This window comes from Roseibium hamelinense (assembly GCF_007830545.1).
GTDB lineage: Bacteria > Pseudomonadota > Alphaproteobacteria > Rhizobiales > Stappiaceae > Roseibium > Roseibium hamelinense.
In genome coordinates this window covers 98,412-117,049 of the sequence record NZ_VLLF01000012.1, presented here as the reverse complement: position 1 = coordinate 117,049, position 18,638 = coordinate 98,412, and the positions used below count along the sequence as shown (strand labels likewise).

At 55.8% G+C, this 18,638-nt stretch carries 20 protein-coding genes; 10 read left to right on the top strand and 10 right to left on the bottom strand.

Annotated features, from left to right (window positions below; translation table 11 throughout):
• The first annotated feature begins 66 nt into the window (after positions 1-66).
• The 5 genes from JM93_RS20375 (at position 67) to JM93_RS20355 (ending at position 4,023) form a co-directional block, all read left to right on the top strand.
• Positions 67-843: a sterol desaturase family protein gene (locus JM93_RS20375; RefSeq protein ID WP_145347299.1), complete on the top strand. Its 777-nt coding sequence runs from the start codon at positions 67-69 to the stop codon at positions 841-843.
• Positions 844-846: 3 nt separating this feature from the next.
• Positions 847-1,632 carry a sterol desaturase family protein gene (locus JM93_RS20370; protein WP_208995365.1) on the top strand — a complete coding sequence of 262 codons (786 nt, stop codon included), beginning with the start codon at positions 847-849 and terminating at the stop codon, positions 1,630-1,632.
• A gap of 42 nt (positions 1,633-1,674) precedes the next feature.
• Positions 1,675-2,463: a sterol desaturase family protein gene (locus tag JM93_RS20365; protein ID WP_145347297.1), complete on the top strand. Its 789-nt coding sequence runs from the start codon at positions 1,675-1,677 to the stop codon at positions 2,461-2,463.
• Between the two features lie 12 nt (positions 2,464-2,475).
• On the top strand, positions 2,476-2,859 hold the full coding sequence (gene crcB, locus JM93_RS20360; RefSeq protein WP_145347295.1) for a fluoride efflux transporter CrcB: 384 nt from the start codon (positions 2,476-2,478) through the stop codon (positions 2,857-2,859).
• A 144-nt stretch (positions 2,860-3,003) separates the two neighbouring features.
• Positions 3,004-4,023, top strand: a complete 1,020-nt coding sequence (locus JM93_RS20355) for an RluA family pseudouridine synthase (RefSeq protein ID WP_145347293.1) — start codon at positions 3,004-3,006, stop codon at positions 4,021-4,023.
• Between the two features lie 12 nt (positions 4,024-4,035).
• Here JM93_RS20355 and JM93_RS21820 read toward each other — a convergent pair whose 3' ends face one another.
• Together JM93_RS21820 and JM93_RS20350 are read right to left on the bottom strand one after the other, a co-directional pair.
• Positions 4,036-4,206: a hypothetical protein gene (locus JM93_RS21820; RefSeq protein WP_170230780.1), complete on the bottom strand. Its 171-nt coding sequence runs from the start codon at positions 4,204-4,206 to the stop codon at positions 4,036-4,038.
• A gap of 2 nt (positions 4,207-4,208) precedes the next feature.
• The gene (locus JM93_RS20350; protein ID WP_145347291.1) at positions 4,209-4,724 is read right to left on the bottom strand and encodes a GNAT family N-acetyltransferase; all 516 of its coding nucleotides are present in this window, start codon (positions 4,722-4,724) and stop codon (positions 4,209-4,211) included.
• Between the two features lie 237 nt (positions 4,725-4,961).
• Here JM93_RS20350 and JM93_RS20345 point away from each other — a divergent pair, with 237 nt between their 5' ends.
• The 3 genes from JM93_RS20345 to JM93_RS20335 all read left to right on the top strand — a co-directional run bounded on the left by JM93_RS20345 (position 4,962) and on the right by JM93_RS20335 (position 7,110).
• Positions 4,962-5,426: a DUF1842 domain-containing protein gene (locus JM93_RS20345; RefSeq protein WP_170230778.1), complete on the top strand. Its 465-nt coding sequence runs from the start codon at positions 4,962-4,964 to the stop codon at positions 5,424-5,426.
• Between the two features lie 230 nt (positions 5,427-5,656).
• Entirely contained in the window at positions 5,657-6,337 is a 681-nt protein-coding gene (locus JM93_RS20340; protein ID WP_145347287.1) for an HAD-IA family hydrolase, read from the top strand.
• Positions 6,337-7,110: an ATP12 family chaperone protein gene (locus tag JM93_RS20335; protein WP_145347285.1), complete on the top strand. Its 774-nt coding sequence runs from the start codon at positions 6,337-6,339 to the stop codon at positions 7,108-7,110. The genes JM93_RS20340 and JM93_RS20335 overlap by 1 nt, the downstream gene beginning before the upstream one ends.
• A gap of 9 nt (positions 7,111-7,119) precedes the next feature.
• Here JM93_RS20335 and mgtE read toward each other — a convergent pair whose 3' ends face one another.
• The 5 genes from mgtE to JM93_RS20310 form a co-directional block, all read right to left on the bottom strand.
• Positions 7,120-8,535, bottom strand: a complete 1,416-nt coding sequence (mgtE, locus tag JM93_RS20330) for a magnesium transporter (protein ID WP_145347283.1) — start codon at positions 8,533-8,535, stop codon at positions 7,120-7,122.
• 65 nt (positions 8,536-8,600) lie between these two features.
• A complete protein-coding gene (locus JM93_RS20325; RefSeq protein WP_145347281.1) occupies positions 8,601-9,332 on the bottom strand; it encodes a proteasome-type protease in 732 nt (243 codons plus the stop codon).
• 72 nt (positions 9,333-9,404) lie between these two features.
• Positions 9,405-10,241 (bottom strand): transglutaminase family protein, encoded by an 837-nt coding sequence (locus tag JM93_RS20320; protein ID WP_145347279.1) that lies wholly within the window; start codon positions 10,239-10,241, stop codon positions 9,405-9,407.
• A 26-nt stretch (positions 10,242-10,267) separates the two neighbouring features.
• The gene (locus JM93_RS20315) at positions 10,268-11,218 is read right to left on the bottom strand and encodes an alpha-E domain-containing protein (RefSeq protein ID WP_145347277.1); all 951 of its coding nucleotides are present in this window, start codon (positions 11,216-11,218) and stop codon (positions 10,268-10,270) included.
• A gap of 8 nt (positions 11,219-11,226) precedes the next feature.
• Positions 11,227-12,651 (bottom strand): circularly permuted type 2 ATP-grasp protein, encoded by a 1,425-nt coding sequence (locus tag JM93_RS20310; protein WP_145347275.1) that lies wholly within the window; start codon positions 12,649-12,651, stop codon positions 11,227-11,229.
• 199 nt (positions 12,652-12,850) lie between these two features.
• Here JM93_RS20310 and JM93_RS20305 point away from each other — a divergent pair, with 199 nt between their 5' ends.
• Complete coding sequence (locus JM93_RS20305; RefSeq protein ID WP_145347273.1) at positions 12,851-14,383, top strand: acyl-CoA carboxylase subunit beta; 1,533 nt, start codon at positions 12,851-12,853, stop codon at positions 14,381-14,383.
• 66 nt (positions 14,384-14,449) lie between these two features.
• Here the strand turns inward: JM93_RS20305 and JM93_RS20300 are convergent, their stop codons facing one another.
• Both JM93_RS20300 and JM93_RS20295 read right to left on the bottom strand, forming a co-directional pair.
• The gene (locus tag JM93_RS20300) at positions 14,450-14,776 is read right to left on the bottom strand and encodes a hypothetical protein (RefSeq protein WP_145347270.1); all 327 of its coding nucleotides are present in this window, start codon (positions 14,774-14,776) and stop codon (positions 14,450-14,452) included.
• 81 nt (positions 14,777-14,857) lie between these two features.
• A complete protein-coding gene (locus JM93_RS20295) occupies positions 14,858-15,322 on the bottom strand; it encodes a hypothetical protein (protein ID WP_145347268.1) in 465 nt (154 codons plus the stop codon).
• 226 nt (positions 15,323-15,548) lie between these two features.
• On the opposite strand from JM93_RS20295, the gene JM93_RS20290 reads away from it, so the two are divergent.
• Complete coding sequence (locus JM93_RS20290; protein ID WP_145347266.1) at positions 15,549-17,561, top strand: acetyl-CoA carboxylase biotin carboxylase subunit; 2,013 nt, start codon at positions 15,549-15,551, stop codon at positions 17,559-17,561.
• An 84-nt stretch (positions 17,562-17,645) separates the two neighbouring features.
• Here JM93_RS20290 and JM93_RS20285 read toward each other — a convergent pair whose 3' ends face one another.
• Positions 17,646-18,527, bottom strand: coding sequence for an alpha/beta fold hydrolase (locus JM93_RS20285; RefSeq protein WP_145347264.1), 882 nt, complete (start codon positions 18,525-18,527; stop codon positions 17,646-17,648).
• Positions 18,528-18,638 lie beyond the last annotated feature (111 nt).

Sequence of the window (18,638 nt, the reverse complement as noted above, 5' to 3'; positions counted from 1 at the left end):
GGGTTTAACCAGCGCGTCATGCCGAGCTGGTTCGTTCACGTGCTTCAAGACCGGGTCCACTATTGAATGTCCGAGATGTTCCAATTGTTTGCAGGGGCCGGGTGGCTTGGCTTTGCAGGCCTTTGCACGGTGCTATATGCGGCAAGCCTGACGATTCTTTTCGCAACGCGCAGCGTGATGACACTGCTCAACCGGCGCCATCCCAAGCGCAAGATCCAGAAGCGCGCGCCTTCGCACCAGGCCCGTAAGGACATTTTGTCGTCCATGCGCCAACTTGCTGTGACAAGCGTTTGCCTTTCGATCGGGCTTTTTGCTCAGGCCAAGGGCTGGACATTGTTTGCGCCGGTCGACGTGAGCTGGTGGTCGGTGCCGCTGTTTTTCTGTGTGTCGCTTCTCCTCCACGACACCTGGTTCTACTGGGGCCACCGCATCTTGCACACCAGGATGTTCTACCGGTTCCACAAGCCGCACCACATGACTATTACACCAACCGTATGGTCCAATGACGCCGGGTCGACTGTCGACACCCTATTCGCGCACAGCTACTATGCACTTGTGCTGTTCGTTTTGCCGATCCCGCCGCTTGTGTTTTTGGGGCACCGGCTGTTCGATCAGGTGTCCGCTGCGATCGGCCATTGCGGGTACGAACATTTTGCCAGCGCCTCTGCACGCAAGCCTTGGCCACTGCTTTGCACCCTTTACCACGACCAGCATCACCAGTATTTCGTCTACAACTACGCCAATTATTTTTCATTCTGGGACCGGTGGTGCGGCACGATCCATCCGACCTATGACGACAAGGTGGTTGGCTTTGAAAACATTTACGCCCAGCAGAGGGACTAACGCTTGCCTAGTCTTGTGATCGATTTTCTGATCGTTTTTTTTGCCATCTACGCGGCGATGCTCGGTGTTTATTTCGCAACCGGGTTCACCATGATTGCGATCAACAACCGTTTTCCGGAGCGGCGCATTCAAAAGCACCGGGACGGCATGAAGCGGGTGCGTGAGGAAATCCTCGCCTCTCTTCGCGCGCTGGCGACATCATCTGTCTTGCTCTCGGCCGGCTTTTTCGCGCAGTTGCAAGGATGGGTCCTGTTCCAACCGCTGGCGTTGAGCTGGTGGTCATTCCCGTTGATGTTTGTCGTATGCCTTGTGCTGTTTGACGCCTGGTTCTATTGGGGCCACCGGATCTTGCATTTGCCTGCGCTGTACAAGTGGCATGTGCCGCATCATCGCTCGATTGCGCCCACAGTGTGGAGCAATGACAGCTCGACAACCATCGACACTCTGATTGAGCATGGCTTCTATCTGGTCGTGTGGTTTGTCTTGCCGGTCCCGGCACTGTCCGTGTTTGCGCTGCGGCTTTTCGACCAGATATCGGGGATGGTCGGCCATTCCGGATTCGAGTACTTTGCGTCGAAATCCTCCCGCTGGCCGTCGCCGATGATTTGCACCACATTCCATGATCTGCATCATTCCCAGTTTCACTATAACTATGGGAACTTCTTTTCGTTCTGGGACCGGGTATGCGGGACCGTGCATCCCAAGTATGACAGTCTGGTGCACGAGATGGAGACGACCGGTGAAATACCGGATACGGAACAGACAAAGGTTGCAAAATCAGCAGCCTGAGAACGCGCCACACGCGCGACGCAGTTTTTAAAGGTCATTGGAATGCTGGATCAGGCGCTCGCCATACTGTTTGAGTTTCTGCCGATATATGCGGCAGTCTATGCCATCAATGTGTTTTTGTATTTTGCCACCGGCTGGGTCTTGATCAAGATCCAGAACCGGCATCCCGAGCGGCGCATCCAGCAGAACCGCCGCGGCGAAAAACGGATGTGGAAAGAAATCCGCGCGAGTGTCTTGTCGCTGACCGTAACCGCCGGGTGCCTTGCAGGCGGGATATTCCTGTCGCTGAAAGGCTGGACTCTGGTTTCCCCCTTGGAGCTTAGCTGGTGGTCGTTCATCTTGATGTTCGCAATCTCGGTGATCGCGTTCGACACGTGGTTTTACTGGATGCACCGGTTCATGCATACAAAGCTCATGTACCGGTTTCATGCCGAACACCACCGTTCGGTCGCTCCGACGGTTTGGAGTACCTATTCCGACGATCTCGTCGATGCGTTCGTAATGCAAAGCTATTACCTGTTTGCGGTCATCATTCTGCCGATTCCGGTGGTGGTGCTGATCGCGCATCGCTTGTGGGATCATTTCAACGGCACCATCGGGCACTCGGGTTTTGAGTTTTACGCCTCGCCCATGTCGCGCATGCCGTCGCCGATGGTATGTGTCACCTTTCACGACCAGCACCATTCCAGGTTCCGCTACAATTTCGCGAACTTCTTTTCGTTCTGGGACCGGGTGTGCGGCACGATCGATCCGAAATATGACGAGCAGGTCAAGGTATTCGAGAAACTCGGTGAACAGCCGGATCCCAAACCTGTTGTGCCCGGCGAATAAGGAGCCGGGGACGTGAACCATCTCGTCCTCGTTATGCTTGGAGGCGGCATTGGCGCCGGGCTCCGGCATCTGGTGTCGCTTTTGACATTACGGCTTTTGGGGCCCGGTTTTCCGTATGGAACACTTGCCGTCAATGTCATCGGATCGCTTGCAATGGGGCTTTTCATCGGCTGGCTGGTCCGCCATGACTCTGCGCAGATGCACGGGGTCCGCTACTTTGTCGCGACCGGTGTGCTCGGTGGTTTCACAACCTTTTCCGCTTTTTCGCTGGATACCTCGGTCTTGTGGGAACGCGGTGATACCGGCCTTGCCCTGGCCTATGTCGGTCTTTCTATTTTTGCCTCAATTGCAGCGGTGTTTGCCGGTCTTCATGTCATGCGGCAGTTCGCGAGTTAGCGCGATTTGGTCTGACTTTAGGGCCTCCCCCTTTCAAAACACGGGTTTTACGCGTAAGAGCGGGATAAATCACAGGACGTGGCCGCAAAGCGGCCCACACATGTGCGCTGGCGAATGAAACGCGCGCAGGAACAGAGACACAACATGTCTGCTATTGAGCAAAAACAAGTGACCGCAGATGAAGCGGGCATGCGCCTCGACCGTTGGTTCAAGTCCCACTATCCCGGGCTTGGCTTCGGAAAACTTCAAAAACTGCTGCGCACCGGGCAAGTGCGGATCGACGGCAAACGTGCAGAAAGCTCCACACGGATCGCGACCGGACAGACCATCCGTATTCCTCCGCTTGGAGTGGAGCTGCCGGCCAATGACAAAAAGAACGCGCGGCCGAAATCTTCGAAATTGATTGCCGACGACAAGGCTGCAGTTGAGGACATGATGCTGTTTGAGGATTCACAGGTCATGGTTCTCAACAAGCCTGCCGGGCTTGCCGTGCAGGGCGGCTCCGGCTTGAAGCGCCATCTGGACGGCATGCTCGAGGCCTTTGTGAACAAGAAAGGCGAAAAACCGCGGCTGGTTCACCGGCTGGACCGGGAGACCTCCGGCATCATTCTGGTCGCCAAAACCCGCAAGGCGGCACAGGAACTGACCAAGGCGTTCCGCCACCGGAATACCCGCAAGATTTACTGGGCCATGCTTGCCGGTGTGCCCAAGCCGAAGCAGGGCCGGATTTCAACGTTTCTTGCACGTGACGAGGATGAGGAGCGGATGCAGGTGGTGCGCCAAGGCGGGGCGGACGATGCGCAGCACGCCGTGTCGCTCTATTCCGTTTTCGAACAATCGGCACAGAAATTGTCCTGGGTAACCATGAAACCCGTCACGGGCCGTACCCATCAGTTGCGTGCGCATGCTGCCCATATCGGCAATCCGATCATTGGCGACGACAAATATTTCAACATCGAAAACTGGGAATTGCCGGGCGGCATTCAGAACCGGCTTCATCTGCTGGCCCGCCGGATCGTTATCCCGCACCCTTCCGGCAACGGCACGATAGATGTGTCAGCGCCCTTGCCGCCACATATGCAGCAAACCTGGAACCTGCTTGGTTTCGATGTCTCCGACTATGATCCAGAGGCGGATGACCCGGACGAACAGGTCATTCGCTAAGCAGGCATAAGATCAAACGGTTTGAAAGAGTGCTGACAAGATGACAGCCGCAAGCGTGACAGCGATTGCGCCGATCACCAGCTTCCACGCGTCAGAGCGTTTTTTCAAGCCGGGCCATCCAAGCGGTTTGATCACCTGAATGGCGGCAAGTGCGAGCAGAATAATGAGGATGATCTTTGACAAGGTCAGGCCTTTTCCGGCTTTTGAAGGCGCAGCACGTAGAAATGATCGTCTCTTGAACGCCCGCCTATCCGGACACCATCCGGGTGGGTCGCAATGCGTTCAAATCCGTTCTTTTCGTAAAAACCGATAGCACGGTGATTTTCCGTGTCCACGAAAAGTTCGAGTTGCTCGACCTCGTTGGAAGCACGGGCCTCCCGTATCACGCTGGTCATCAGCACCTGGGCCGCTCCGCTCCCTTGAAAGCTGCGGGAAACGAAAAACGGCCCGATTTCGGCCCGATGACGGATTTGCAGCGGTTTCAAGGGACGGTAACTGCAGAACCCCACCAATCGGCTCTTGGCGAAAACGCCCCGGCTATTTCCGAAGGACAATATCCGCCGGCACGCCTCAGCGGGATCTGCTTCGACCTCATCAGGCGTCACCAGAAACCCCATTGGAAAGTCTCGCGCTCCTTCCAGTCGAAGTGCCTGCCAATCCTGCCAGTCATCGGGATAGAGGCGTCGATAGTCAAAATTCATTCAAGTTCCTATTTTCGGTTGAGGTGGCTGTCGTAAGAATAGAAATACGCAATTTGAATTGTTAAATAAAATTATCTATTTGCGAAATATACAATATAGAATTTCTTTTGAAAAATTTTGGAATTAAAAAGCACAAACTTGATCAGTTTACTTAAAAATATTTTGGTAAAAATCGAGTTATAAGAAAAAAATTGAATATATACGTTAAAAAAGCTATCAAATACTTGTGTTTACAAATTGGAGGATGAAATGGCTGATGTATTAGATCCTGCTGCGCCGGAGGCCTTTGCGCAAAACCGGGTAGGTTTGTTTTTACTGAAGTTGCAAAGCGTCGGAATGCCTGGGGCCCCCACCAATACACTAATGCTGACTGTTTACGCGCCTACTCAAACAGTTACCGGCCATTCGTCGGTGCATCAGGCTATCAATCCTCCGCTGAATGTTGAATCTCATGTCAGTGGAAACTTGATTTTTGCGACGGTGATGGACAAGGAAAAATCCAGAATCCGGATCGATTTGGCTGGCTGGCCCGAGATCCGGTTGCCGGGCGGCGCGGGGATCGGGCCGGTCATCCCGGAAAACTATAATGCGCAAATACTGCTCAAAACAGACTACTCGGAAGGAACAATTAGATTCCGGTTCCGCGACGACTTTATGAGCGAATGGCATTCCGTATCTCAAGAGATTAAGCGGGTAGACTGATAAATAAACTGCATAGCTCCGGAACAACTCAGTGTTCCGGGGCTTCGCCTGCACAAATTATTCAAATTCTTTCGGCAATTCATTTGCACAAATATTTTTCCGATAGTGTGCGTCTCAAACACTCTGCGTCGTCCGCAACAACAGTCAGGCGGTGGCGGCGCCGGTACTTGACCAGGCTTTGAAAACCCGGCACATGCGGGAGCCTGTTTGGGCGGAACCGGAAAACGCACATGTATCTCATCATTTTTGATTGCGACGGCACGCTGGTGGATAGTCAGGACACTATTTTGCACGGGCTTCGTGTCGGGTACGAAGCGGTCGGTCTGCCCATGCCGGACCGGCGCACAGCGCTCTCAATTGTCGGTTTATCACTTGAGCGCGCCTTCCTGGACCTCGTTGGCCCTGATCACGCCGATAAGGTTGGTATGATGTCTGATGCCTACCGCGCTGCAAAGGTTGCGCGCCGTCAAGCCGGGCTGGATCATGACCCGCTTTATCCGGGAACGCGGGAGGCGCTCGACCGGCTGAGCGCGCGCGACGACGTTGTGTTGGGAATTGCCACAGGAAAAGCGCGGCGGGGTGTAGACCACCTGCTCGACGTCCATGATTTGCACGGCCGTTTCGTTACCATTCAGACCGCTGATACCTCGCCCTCCAAGCCACATCCGGACATGATCGAGCGTGCGCTGTCGGAAACCGGGGTGGAGCGGCACCGCGCGGTGATGGTCGGCGATACCAGCTTTGACATGTCCATGGCCCGGGCGGCAAAAACCCATGCTCTGGGCGTGACCTGGGGATATCACGATCACAGCCATCTGCGGGACAGCGGCGCCCAGATGGTCATCGACGATTTTGAGCAACTGGATGCCGCGCTCGCCGAGCTTTTGAAACTTGACAGGGAGCCGGCCTGATGCGGGACTTTCTCGAGACACTGCAGGATGAAGCTGCCAAAGACCCGGAACAGCGGGCGCGCGAACTTTCGCGCCGGGAGCTGCCCAAACGGTTTTACAAACAGGCTTTTCATGAAGAAGGTGAGGGCGGTTTTGTCATCAAGCTCGATGGGCGCCCCGTCAAAACACCTTCCAAAAAGCTCCTGCTCCTGCCCAATTCGGAATTGGCCGCGGCTGTGGCGGCCGAATGGGACGCGCAGGAAAAGGAAATCAACCCGGCAGCCATGCCGCTGACCCGGATATCCAACTCCGCGATTGACGCGGTTGCCGAGCGGTTTGCCGAAGTGGCCGACGATCTGGCCAAGTATGCCGGAACCGACGCGCTTTGCTACCGGGCGGATGGTCCGGAGACGCTGGTCGAGCGGCAGAACACTCATTGGGAGCCGGTGCTGCAATGGGCCGAGCAGCGCCTTGGTGGCCGGTTCGTCCGGATTGAAGGACTGATCCACAGCGCTCAGCCGGACAGCCTCCTGTCAGCATATCGCGGTGAACTGGATCAATTGAGCGCACTTCGCCTTGCAGGCCTTCACACGGTGACGACACTGACCGGATCTGCGGTGCTTGCGCTGGCTCTGCTTCACGGTTTGCGCACGCCGGATGAGATCTGGTCGGCCGCGCACCTGGAGGAAGACTGGAATATTGAACAGTGGGGTGAAGACGCCGAGGCAGCCGAAATCCGCGCCTACAAGCGCCGGGAATTCGACGCTGCAGTCCTCATCCTTAAGGCGATCTGAGCCCGCCCGTCAGCCTAGATAAAACGTCGTGGCCATCACGAAGAAGATCAGCACCCCAAGCACGTCGTTCGAGGTGGTGATGAACACGCCGATGGCCATGGCCGGGTCTATGCCGATCCTGTCGAGCAGGAGCGGCATCGTTGCCCCGACCATTGCAGCCAATGTGCACACGCATAAAAGAGACATCGAGGTGGCAAGGGCCAGCCGGAGCGGGTCTTCGATTACGACGACCGTCGATGCGGTCATTACGAGGCAAGCCAGAATTGCGCCTGCCGCCGCGCCGTTTATCATCGCTGCGGCGAGTTCCTTGAGCAGCCGGTAGACAATGTCTCCGGACCACAGCGCACCGGTCGCAAGGCCTTGCACCGCCACGGCAGAGGCCTGCAATCCGGCATTGCCGGCAAGCGACATCGTTACCGGAATAAAGGCGGCGAGAATCGCAGCCTCGGCCAGCTGGTCTTCGTAGGAACCAACCACGGTTGCCGCGATGCTCGAGCCGATAAGTCCTGCCAAGAGCCAGGGCAATCGACCGCGAACAATCCTTGTCACGGTGTCGTCCGCCTTGGCTTCTGCCGACAAACCGCTCATCAGCAGCATGTCCTCATTCGCTTCTTCCGAGGCAATCCAGGTGAGCTGTTTCGGTGTGACACGCCCGACGAGTTTGCCTTCCGCATCGATCACAGGCACCGTGCGCATGTCGCGCTTGCGGGCAATGCGCAGGACCTCTTCCTGGTCCATATCCGCGGAAACCGCGACGACGTCCTTGTTCATGATTTTGCCAAGCTGGTCATTGGCCGGCGCAAGCAACAGTTTACCCACTTCCACCGTGCCGGTCAGCTTGCCGTTGGCATCGACAACATAGACCGTGAAAATCTTCCTGATCCGTGCCGCCTCCGAGCGGATCTGGGTGATGGCAGCGCTGACCAGGCAGGTCTCCGGCAGGGCGACAAACTTGCGCGCCATGATCCTGCCCGCACTGTCGTCGGCAAAGGTCTGCCGGAAGGAAACGTCCTCGACGTCCGGCAAACGCCGTGCAATTTCTTCGGCCACATCCTCGGGAAACTCGTTGAGGATCTCGTTGGCATCTTCCGGGTCCAGTCCGGCCAATATATCGCGGAGCTGCTCGATGGTCGCCTCTTCCATGAGAATGGACCGATATTCGGGCTTGAGCGCTGCAATCACTTTGATGGACGGATTGGCGGGCAACCAGCGGAACAGTTTGCGCGCATGTTTCAGGCGCAAGCGGGTCAGAAGCTGCATGGCATCGACCGGGTCCCAGCGGCGCATAAGCTCGATGAGCTCGTTCTTCTGGCCTGCCTTGATCATGTCGCGGATCAGCACCAGGGTATCGTCGTTTTCCGGCAGAGGCTCGTTGGACGGTTCGCGATGCCAGACGAGATTTGGAGCTTCTGCAGATTTTGTCATGCGTTGCGTTCCTTATGTGCCCATTGGCTTTTAGAGCGCACACATGACAGCAAAACTAACCGGTTTCAAACATCTAGCTCATCGAGGTCGCTGAACGCCTCGCGCAGTTTTTGAGACCAACCATCTGAAAGCTTCCGGAAATAGGCGTCGTTTTGCTCGATCCGCATATGCCGGTCAGTGCTGAAGCTGTCTTTGGTGTAGAGCATCAAGTCGATGGGCATACCAACCGACAAGTTCGAGCGCAGTGTCGAATCAAAAGACAAAAGAACCATTTTGGCGGCTTCTCCGAGCCGCATATCCGCGCGTGTGACCCGATCGAGAATCGGTTTGCCGTATTTGTGTTCGCCGATCTGCAGGAACGGCGTGTCATCGGAGACCTCGATGAAATTCCCGGCAGCATAAATCTGAAACAGCCGTGGCTCTTCCCCCTTGATCTGCCCGCCCATAATGAAGGTGACGAAAAAATTGTCGGCATTTGCGGCGAGGGCTTCACCATCGATGTCTTTCACCTGACGCACGGCGCTGCCGACAAGCCGCGCAACCTGAAACATGGTTTCGGCGTTCATCAGGGTGGTTTTGTTCTCTCCGGTGCCGCTCATGTGTTCCGACAACAGGGAAACGACCGCCTGAGTAACGGCCAGATTTCCGGCTGAGAGCAGGGTGATGACCCGGTCGTCGGCCTTTTCCCAGACATGTAGCTTTTTGAAGACCGCGACGTTGTCGAGACCGGCATTGGTTCGCGTGTCCGCCGCAAATACAAGTCCGCGGTCCAGCTTCAGCGCAACACAATATGTCATCGGACCGATCTCATCTGCAGGTTCACCCGTTTGTCGGGGACCATGACTACATCAGCCTACCAGCGTACCGCATCAGCTGTTAAGCGATTGTTGCTGCTGTTGCTGTTGCATGGCCCCTTGCGCGACATTCACCTCGACATCCAGGTTTTCTTCCCGGCCGCCAAAACGAATTCCGCGTATGGGAGCAGCGGAACGCGAATCCAAGCCCGTGGTCAAGCGAATGTACCGGTCTGTCGGGCATATTTCATTGGATATGTCGAAGGCGACCCATCCAAGGTCCTCTATGAAGACTTCTGCCCAGGCATGGTGCGCCTCTGCGACCTGCTCATCTTCCAAAAGCATGTATCCAGAAACGTAGCGTGCCGGGACACCGATCGAACGCGCTGCCGCAATGAAAATATGCGCATGGTCCTGGCAAACGCCCTCTCCAGCCGCAAGCGCGGATGCTGCGGTTTCATGGGTTTCGGTGACCCCGGTCTTGTAAGCCACCTTTTCCCGGATCGAATGCATCAGCTCATGAAATGCGGGGATCTGGTCTTGCTTTTCTGCAATGGATCCGAGGCGCCGGATCGCCTGGTTCGGTTTCGTGAGTGGAGTAATGCGGGTGTAGATCCGCCGCGGCGGTGCGTACTTGTCCCGTCCTGTGACGCCGTTCGTGTCGACAACATCCAGGGTGCCGTGTGCGGTGATTTCCACGTCGTCGATCACCTCCTGGGTGGACACCATGTGAACCAGGTTGCCGAAAGCGTCGCGGTAGGTCGTCGAGCGGAGAATGCCCGGGGCGTCAATTGTCCAGTCGACGATCTTCTGGGCCTGGTTATTCGGCGGTGTCAGCCGCAATTGCTGCATCGCGTTGGCAATTGGGCTTTCGTATTTGTAGCGGGTCGTGTGTTGGACTGTTAATCGCATGAAGCTAAAGCTCGGTTTTTAATGGATCAGGCGAAGTTGTAGTCTTTCGACAGCTGTGCTGCGAACGCATTGTTCCGGCCGATGAAATCGGTCAGAAAATCATGCAGGCCTGTCTGATAGACTTCTCTCATTTCTGTTTCACGCAGGTCACGCCAGATCCCTGCCGCCATATCAATGCTGGGTTCACGCGAACCGTAAAACTGGGCGAGATCTTCCGTTACGTCGTCGATCCAGTCGTAGCAATGAGCAAGCGAGCGCGGCATTTCTTTTCGCAGGATCAAGAACTCCGCGATGTTGAAGGCTTTCAGTTTGGCGTGCGGATAGGCAAAGCGGTAGCTGCGGTGGCCTGACAGGGCGCGAAGGATGCCCGACCATTGATGCCGCTCCATGGAGCCGTCGCCAATAACGTCATTGTCCGGCAACAACACCCAATATTGGGTATCGAGTACGCGGGCAGTGTTGTCGGCGCGTTCCACGAAGTTGCCGAGCTGGCTGAAATAATAGCCGTCATCGCGTAGAACCGTGTTCAGCAAGGCGCCGCGGAACAGGTGGGCCCGCTGGCTGATCCATGCGAGAAAATCCGGCAGGCGATCCTGGGTGATCGATTGCGGTGAGACATCATTGAACTCTATGAAGGTTGTATTGATGGCTTCCCACAGTTCTGCGGTAATGCCTGTTCGCACCGCACGGGCATTGTTGCGGGCTGTCTCGAGGCAGGTGCGGACCGAAGACGGATTGTCCTTGTCGAAGACCATGTAGGTGATCACCCCTCGCGGGGTGGCTTCACCATGTTTTTCCGAATACCCGAATTCGCACCCGGAACTGGCAAGTGCGAACCGCCAATCCCCCATGTCGTTCTGTCCCGAATGGGGCACCATAGCGGTCCGGTAGGCGACTTCGAGAAGTTTGGCGATGTTTTGGGCACGCTCGTGATAGCGCGACATCCAGAAAAGCGAGGAGGCTGTTCTTCCAAGCATGCTTTTTATTAGTCCTCCAATACCCAAGTGTCTTTCGTGCCGCCGCCCTGGCTGGAGTTCACCACCAGTGACCCCTTCTTCAAAGCGACGCGAGTGAGGCCTCCCGGCGTAATCCGGACCTGATCGCCGATCAGGACGAAGGGACGCAGATCAACGTGGCGTGGGGCGACACCCGAGGCCACGTGGGTCGGGCAGGCCGAAAGGGACAGCGTGGGCTGAGCGATGTAGTTGGACGGGTTCGCAGTCAAAATTTTCCGGAAATCCGCGATTTGGCGTTTTGTTGCCGTCGGGCCAATCAGCATGCCGTAGCCGCCGGATCCGTGAACCTCTTTGACAACGATATCTTCCAGATTGTCGAGCACGTAAGCCAGATCGTCTTCGCGTGAGCAGTTCCAAGTCGGGACGTTGTTCAAGATCGGTTTTTGACCTGTGTAAAACTCAATAATATCAGGCACATAAGCGTAGATCGCCTTGTCGTCGGCAATGCCGGTGCCTGGCGCATTACAGATGGTCACGTTGCCCGCCCGGTAGGCATCAAAAAGGCCGGGTACACCAAGCATGGAGTCCGGATTGAATGTCAGGGGGTCGAGAAATGCATCGTCGATGCGGCGGTAAATGACATCCACTTGCTTGGGTTCGCGTGTGGTGCGCATGAACACTTTGCCTTCGTCGACAAAGAGATCGGGCCCCTCAACAAGCTCGACGCCCATGGAATCCGCGAGAAAGGCATGTTCGAAATAGGCCGAGTTGTAAATACCCGGCGTCAAGACACAGACCGTGACGTCGGAACGCGATTGGTCCGGAGAGACGCTTTCCAAAGTCTGGCGCAACAGTTCTGGATATTGCTCGACCGGGGCCACGCGGTGCGCCTGAAACAGTTCCGGGAACATGCGCATCATGGTCTCACGGTTTTCCATCATGTAGGAAACGCCGGACGGTGTGCGCGTGTTGTCCTCAAGGACGTAGAATTCATTCTCCGACACCCGCACCAAATCAGTGCCGATGATGTGTGAATAGACTTTCCGGGCAGGGGAGTAGCCGACCATCTCAGGCAGGAAGGCGTCGTTTTGGATAATCAGGTCTGCCGGGATGCGGCCGGCTTTGATGATCTCTTGGCGATGGTAGATATCATGCAGGAACGCATTGAGGGCCCGCACGCGTTGGTCGATGCCTGCTGACAATTTGCGCCATTCGGCTGCGGATATTATGCGGGGTATTGGATCAAAAGGTATTAACCGTTCCGTAGCCTCGTCTGCACCGTATACGGCAAATGTAATACCAAGGCGTCGAAATATAGTTTCCGCTTCCCGACTTTTCCGGCTAAGAAAATTCAGTGGTTTATCTTCGAGCCAGCGTGATAAATTTGCGTAGGCGGGCCGGGGATTTCCTGCCTCATCTAGCATTTCATTAAAAAATTTTCTTTCCCCTTGCATAACCTCCCCTTGCGTTTGCTTGGTTGTCCGATCGAAGCATGACAAAAACCAATTTGCAACTGAAGCGCATAGTACAGGCGGTCTTGCCTGTTTCTTGGGCAGTTCCATGCAGCGCAGGCTGATGTTCGCCATTGTGCTGACTTTGACTCGCCAAAGCCTCATGCTACGACCACAGCGGAATTATCTAGCGGAGGCACCCATGAAGGAAATCCTTGCCGAACTTGAAACCCGGCGTGAAACGGCACGGCTGGGCGGAGGCGAGCGGCGGATCGAAGCGCAGCATAACCGCGGCAAGCTGACCGCGCGCGAGCGGATCGAAATCCTTCTGGACGAGGGCTCTTTTGAAGAGTTCGACATGTTCAAGAAGCATCGCTGTACCGATTTTGGCATGGATGAACAGCATATTCCGGGCGATGGTGTCGTCACGGGCTGGGGAACGGTCAACGGCCGCACGATCTACGTGTTTTCGAAGGACTTTACCGTGTTCGGCGGGTCGCTGTCGGAGACCCATGCGGAAAAGATGATCAAAATACAGGATATGGCATTGCGCAACCGAGCGCCGATTATCGGGCTTTTCGATGCGGGCGGCGCGCGGATTCAAGAGGGTGTTGCCGCGCTGGGCGGATATGGTGAGGTGTTCACCCGCAATGTGCTTGCGTCGGGCGTCATTCCGCAAATTTCCCTGATCATGGGACCATGCGCCGGTGGCGATGTCTATTCCCCGGCCATGACAGACTTTATTTTCATGGTTCGCGACACGTCCTACATGTTCGTCACCGGCCCGGATGTCGTGAAAACCGTGACGAACGAAACCGTGACGGCGGAACAGCTCGGTGGTGCCTCGATCCACACGACAAAGTCCTCAATTGCAGATGGTGCTTTCGACAATGATGTCGAAGCCCTTCAAGAGATGCGGCGGCTGATCGACTTCCTGCCGGCAAACAACCAGGCAGATCTTCCGGAAATCTCCTCGCAGGATGACGTTGACCGGTTGGATGACAGCTTGGATACCTTGATCCCGGACAATCCGAACAAGCCCTACGATATGAAGGAGCTGATTCAAAAGACGGTCGATGAAGGCGACTTTTACGAGCTTCAGCCCAGCTTCGCCGCCAATATCATCACCGGTTTTGCGCGGATGGAAGGACGCACCGTTGGCATCGTGGCCAACCAGCCAATGGTCCTTGCCGGGGTTCTCGATTCGGATGCGAGCCGCAAGGCCGCCCGTTTTGTTCGCTTCTGCGATTGCTTCAACATTCCGATTGTGACCTTTGTGGATGTTCCAGGGTTCCTGCCAGGTACCGCTCAGGAATATGGCGGTCTGATCAAGCATGGCGCAAAACTGCTGTTCGCCTTCACCGAGGCCACCGTTCCCAAGGTCACAGTCATTACACGGAAAGCCTATGGTGGAGCCTATGACGTGATGAGCTCCAAACACATCCGCGGCGACATCAATTACGCATGGCCGACGGCGGAAATCGCCGTCATGGGTGCTAAGGGGGCTACGGAGATCCTGTACCGGTCCGAGCTGGGTGACCCGCAGAAGATCGCAAAACGGACCAAGGATTATGAAGACCGGTTTGCAAACCCCTTCGTGGCGGCAGAGCGTGGCTATATTGACGAAGTGATCATGCCGCATTCGACGCGAAAGCGGGTATCAAGAGCCTTGGCGCTTTTGCGCTCGAAAGAAGAAGAGATGCCGTGGAAAAAGCACGACAACATCCCGCTGTAGCGGGGTGAGGAAAATCAAACCGACAGCCCGGCCTGTGTGCCGGGCTTTTTTGTCCCGGCGGATCGTTCAGTTCCAGCGGTTGAACAAATTGCTTTCAAAAAGCGGCTCTTCGCATTTGAAAGCAACCGGACACCTGGGATTGTCTTTTGTCGGACCGTATTGCCGGAAAAGTTGCTGACGCGGATCACAGTAGCTCAGGTTCGAAACAAACTGGGAGTAGGTATACTGCCCGGTGGTGAACACCACAGCGCCCTGTTGGCGCACCATTTGCTGGGCCTGGGCGCAGGTCATTTGCCGAAGATCCGGCCGTGCGAGCACGGTTGTGGCGCTTGCGGACAACGCGGCAATGGCAAGAACCGTCTTGGCAACACTGCTCCTTTTGAAAAAAGTCATGTCTTGGTCTCCGGTCTGTCAGCCTGATCAAGTATCTGCCGGATTTCCGGCAGCAAGATGACGAACAGGAAAACCGCAGACCTACTGCTTGTCAAAGTCTGCCGGGCATGCAATGCCGGGCAGCGCATCCTTGGCGCCGTTCAGCGAAAAACTCGCATAACGCTCGTCCTTGAATTTCACCGCAAGGCCGAAGGAGGATCGCAGCTCGTGCCACAGGATCCTGAAACTGTCAGCTCCAGTGGCTGTGTCGGTCAGTATGTAGCCGCGGCTGTCGGCGGGCAGCTGTACCATGTCCTTGTCGACAATAATGCGCACGCGGCTGTTTGCCGGCGCCCGCTGCCCGTCGATGTGAATATCGACCAGCGTGCCGGAAACTGGCCGGCTCGGATGGCACCAAATGATGAATTTGGCTCCATCATGGTTGTCTACCCAGAATTTGGTGAAGCCATCCACGGTGCTGCTGCGCCAGGACTTGACATCAACGGACAAGGCGGGCGCACACAGAATTGCAAAACAAACCATAAAGGCCGCAAACCGACGCAACATCCCGTCACCGTTGGATAAGATCAAATACACCGGTCAATTATACGTAGATATCTTAAATAAATATTTCGGTATTCCTAAAGTGTTGTACGCGATCCGGGGCTTAGCCATGAGTTTACGTTCGTGACATCACGGACCAGACGTTAGGTTGTCATCCTTTGGCTATATTGCGCCTGCGCCAGCCACCGCCTACAACTCGACAAACAATATTTGTGCGGATGGGAAGTGGATGTTTTCAAAGATTCTGATCGCGAACCGCGGCGAGATTGCATGCCGGGTCATCAAGACCGCGAAACGTATGGGCATAAAGACAGTTGCGGTCTACTCCGATGCCGACCGCGAATCCTTGCATGTCGAGATGGCTGACGAGTCCGTCCATATTGGTCCGGCTACAGCGGCAGAATCCTATTTGGTGGCCGAGAAGATCATTGCTGCCTGCAAGGAGACGGGGGCGGAAGCGGTCCACCCCGGCTATGGCTTCTTGTCCGAGCGCTCCAGCTTTCCCGAGGCTTTGGCGAAAGAGGGGATTGTCTGGATCGGGCCCAATCCACGCGCGATCGAGGCAATGGGTGACAAGATTGAGTCAAAGAAATTCGCCAATGAAGCCAAGGTCAGCACTGTCCCCGGACATTTGGGGGTGATCGAATCATCCGAGGATGCCGTAAAGATCGCGCAAGACATCGGTTATCCGGTAATGATCAAGGCGTCCGCCGGCGGCGGCGGCAAGGGCATGCGGATTGCCTGGAACGATGAGGAAGTACGCGATGGTTATACGCGGTCCAAATCTGAAGCGGCCTCCTCTTTCGGCGACGACCGCGTGTTTATTGAAAAGTTCATCGAAAATCCCCGGCATATTGAAATTCAGGTCCTTGGCGATAAGCACGGCAACGCGATCTATCTCGGAGAACGTGAATGCTCGATCCAAAGGCGGAACCAAAAGGTCATCGAAGAAGCGCCATCCCCGCTTCTTGATGAGGATACCCGCCGCAAGATGGGGGAGCAGGCCGTCGCGCTTGCCAAGGCTGTAGACTATGATTCTGCAGGTACGGTGGAGTTCGTCGCCGGCCAGGACAAGAGCTTCTATTTTCTTGAGATGAACACGCGGCTTCAGGTGGAGCATCCGGTAACGGAAATGATCACCGGGGTCGATCTGGTCGAGCAGATGATCCGGGTTGCCTATGGCGAGAAACTCTCGCTTTCGCAAGCAGATGTGAAACTTGACGGCTGGTCGGTCGAGAGCCGGATCTATGCCGAGGACCCGTACCGCAACTTCCTGCCATCAATCGGCCGCCTGGTGCGGTATCGCGCTCCCGAAGAAAGTTCGGTCGAAGGCGTCGTGGTTCGCAACGATACGGGCGTTGTGGAAGGCTCCGAAATCTCGATGTTCTATGACCCGATGATCTCAAAACTGATTACGCATGCGCCGACACGCGAACAGGCTATCGACGCGATGAGCGATGCGCTTGATGCCTATTATGTCGACGGCATTCAACACAACGTGCCGTTCCTGACAGCCTTGATGAATCACCCGCGCTGGCGGTCGGGCGACCTGTCGACCGGCTTTATCGCCGAAGAGTATCCGGATGGTTTCGCGCCGGCTGAGCCCAGCGAAGAGGCCTATGCGCTGCTGGGCACGGTCGCATTGTCGATGGGTGCGCTGCAAAGGGAGCGCCTTGATCATCTGACAGGCCGTTTGCGGCCTCATAGCGGCGCAATTCGCGAGGATTGGGTCGTCAAACTCGACAAGACCTATCTACCGATCCGCTTGGCTGCAGGCTATCCGGGACACCCGATCGAAATCGACGTCGCGGTAAAGAACGGCCCCATCGTTGCTGTTGAAGCGGATTGGAAACCCGGCGATCTATTGTGGTCCGGCGCAGTTGGCGGCAAGCCGATGACGGTTCAGGTCCGGCCCGTTCTTGGTGGATACCGGCTGGACTGGCAGGGGTACTCGGTCGTGGCAAAGGTTATGACACCGCGCGTTGCCGAACTCGACGCCCTGATGCCCGAAAAGCTGCCGCCGGACACCTCCAAGATGCTGTTGTGCCCAATGCCTGGTCTTGTGGTGTCCATTGCGGTGGAAGAAGGCCAGGAGGTCAAGGCCGGGGAACAATTGGCAATCGTTGAAGCCATGAAGATGGAAAACGTGCTGCGTGCCGAACGCGACTGTACTGTCACAGCCATCAAGGCCCAGGCCGGCGACAGTCTCGCAGTCGATGCGGTGATCATGGAATTCTCATAGGCCTCGGCGATTTTTATCTCTTGGCTGCAAAGGTGCCCCGGACCAAACAGGCCCGGGGTTTGCGTTTGAACGGACCACAAGCATCTACTCAGCCTGTGCGATGAGACCGGCCAGGACCTCGTTGAACCTGTCCGGATACTCCCAAAACATCATATGGCCGCCAAATACGTGAACAGCACTGTTCGGCGTGTGTTTGGCCAAATACGGCTTTGCCTTGTCCGCCCAGTGGCTTGCGACCACAAATGCCGACGGCAATTCCCGGTCGATCTGTTTGGCTGTGTCCATATAGTCGCTGAAATTGCCGGCAGCCCAATAGGCGGCTGCCGCCCATGGCGGAGAGCTGGTCGACTGGTCAATGATCCATTTCGACAGCTCCGGGGTGTAGTCCTGTTCGATCATGATCTCGTCGGCGTACCAGTTGACCACGTCACGGTGACCGGAGGCCGACTGGACCCCGTGATAGAGGCTCGAGATATCCGGTATTGAGCCCTCGACCCAGTCTTCGGCCTGTCCGGTCATGGGGGTCGGCGGAAGATCGATACACATGTGGGCTGCTGCGGCTGAAGTCGACTGGGTCCGGATGAACTCCCAAGTCGTCAGACATCCAAACGACCAGCCAACCAAGACCGGGTTTTTTACCTCCAGATGTTCAAGCAGACGGACAAGGTCCGCCCCTTGCGTGACATAGTTGTTGCCCTCAAGGGTGTCGGTAGACCGTCCATGGCTTCGTGGATCGAAGGTGATGACCCGGTGTTTTTGCGAAAATGCCGGGATCTGATTCTCGAAAACTTCCGTGGTGAATGTCCAGCCGGGGACCAGAACCAGAGGTTTTCCCGCACCGTGGTCCTCGTAGTAGATATCAACTCCGGGTTCGACCTCAAAATATCCGCCGGCAGCTTGAACGGGAATTGGTGATATGGTCATGGCTGCCGCGAACAGGGCGGCGAAATTATGGTGTTTTGTCATGATGCTCTCCTGTTGTTGCTCTTTGCCAATTGAAGGCAAGGGGCAACAACAGGATAGAAAATATAAACTTAAAGTATATATATATAATATATACAACCTTTAAATATCATA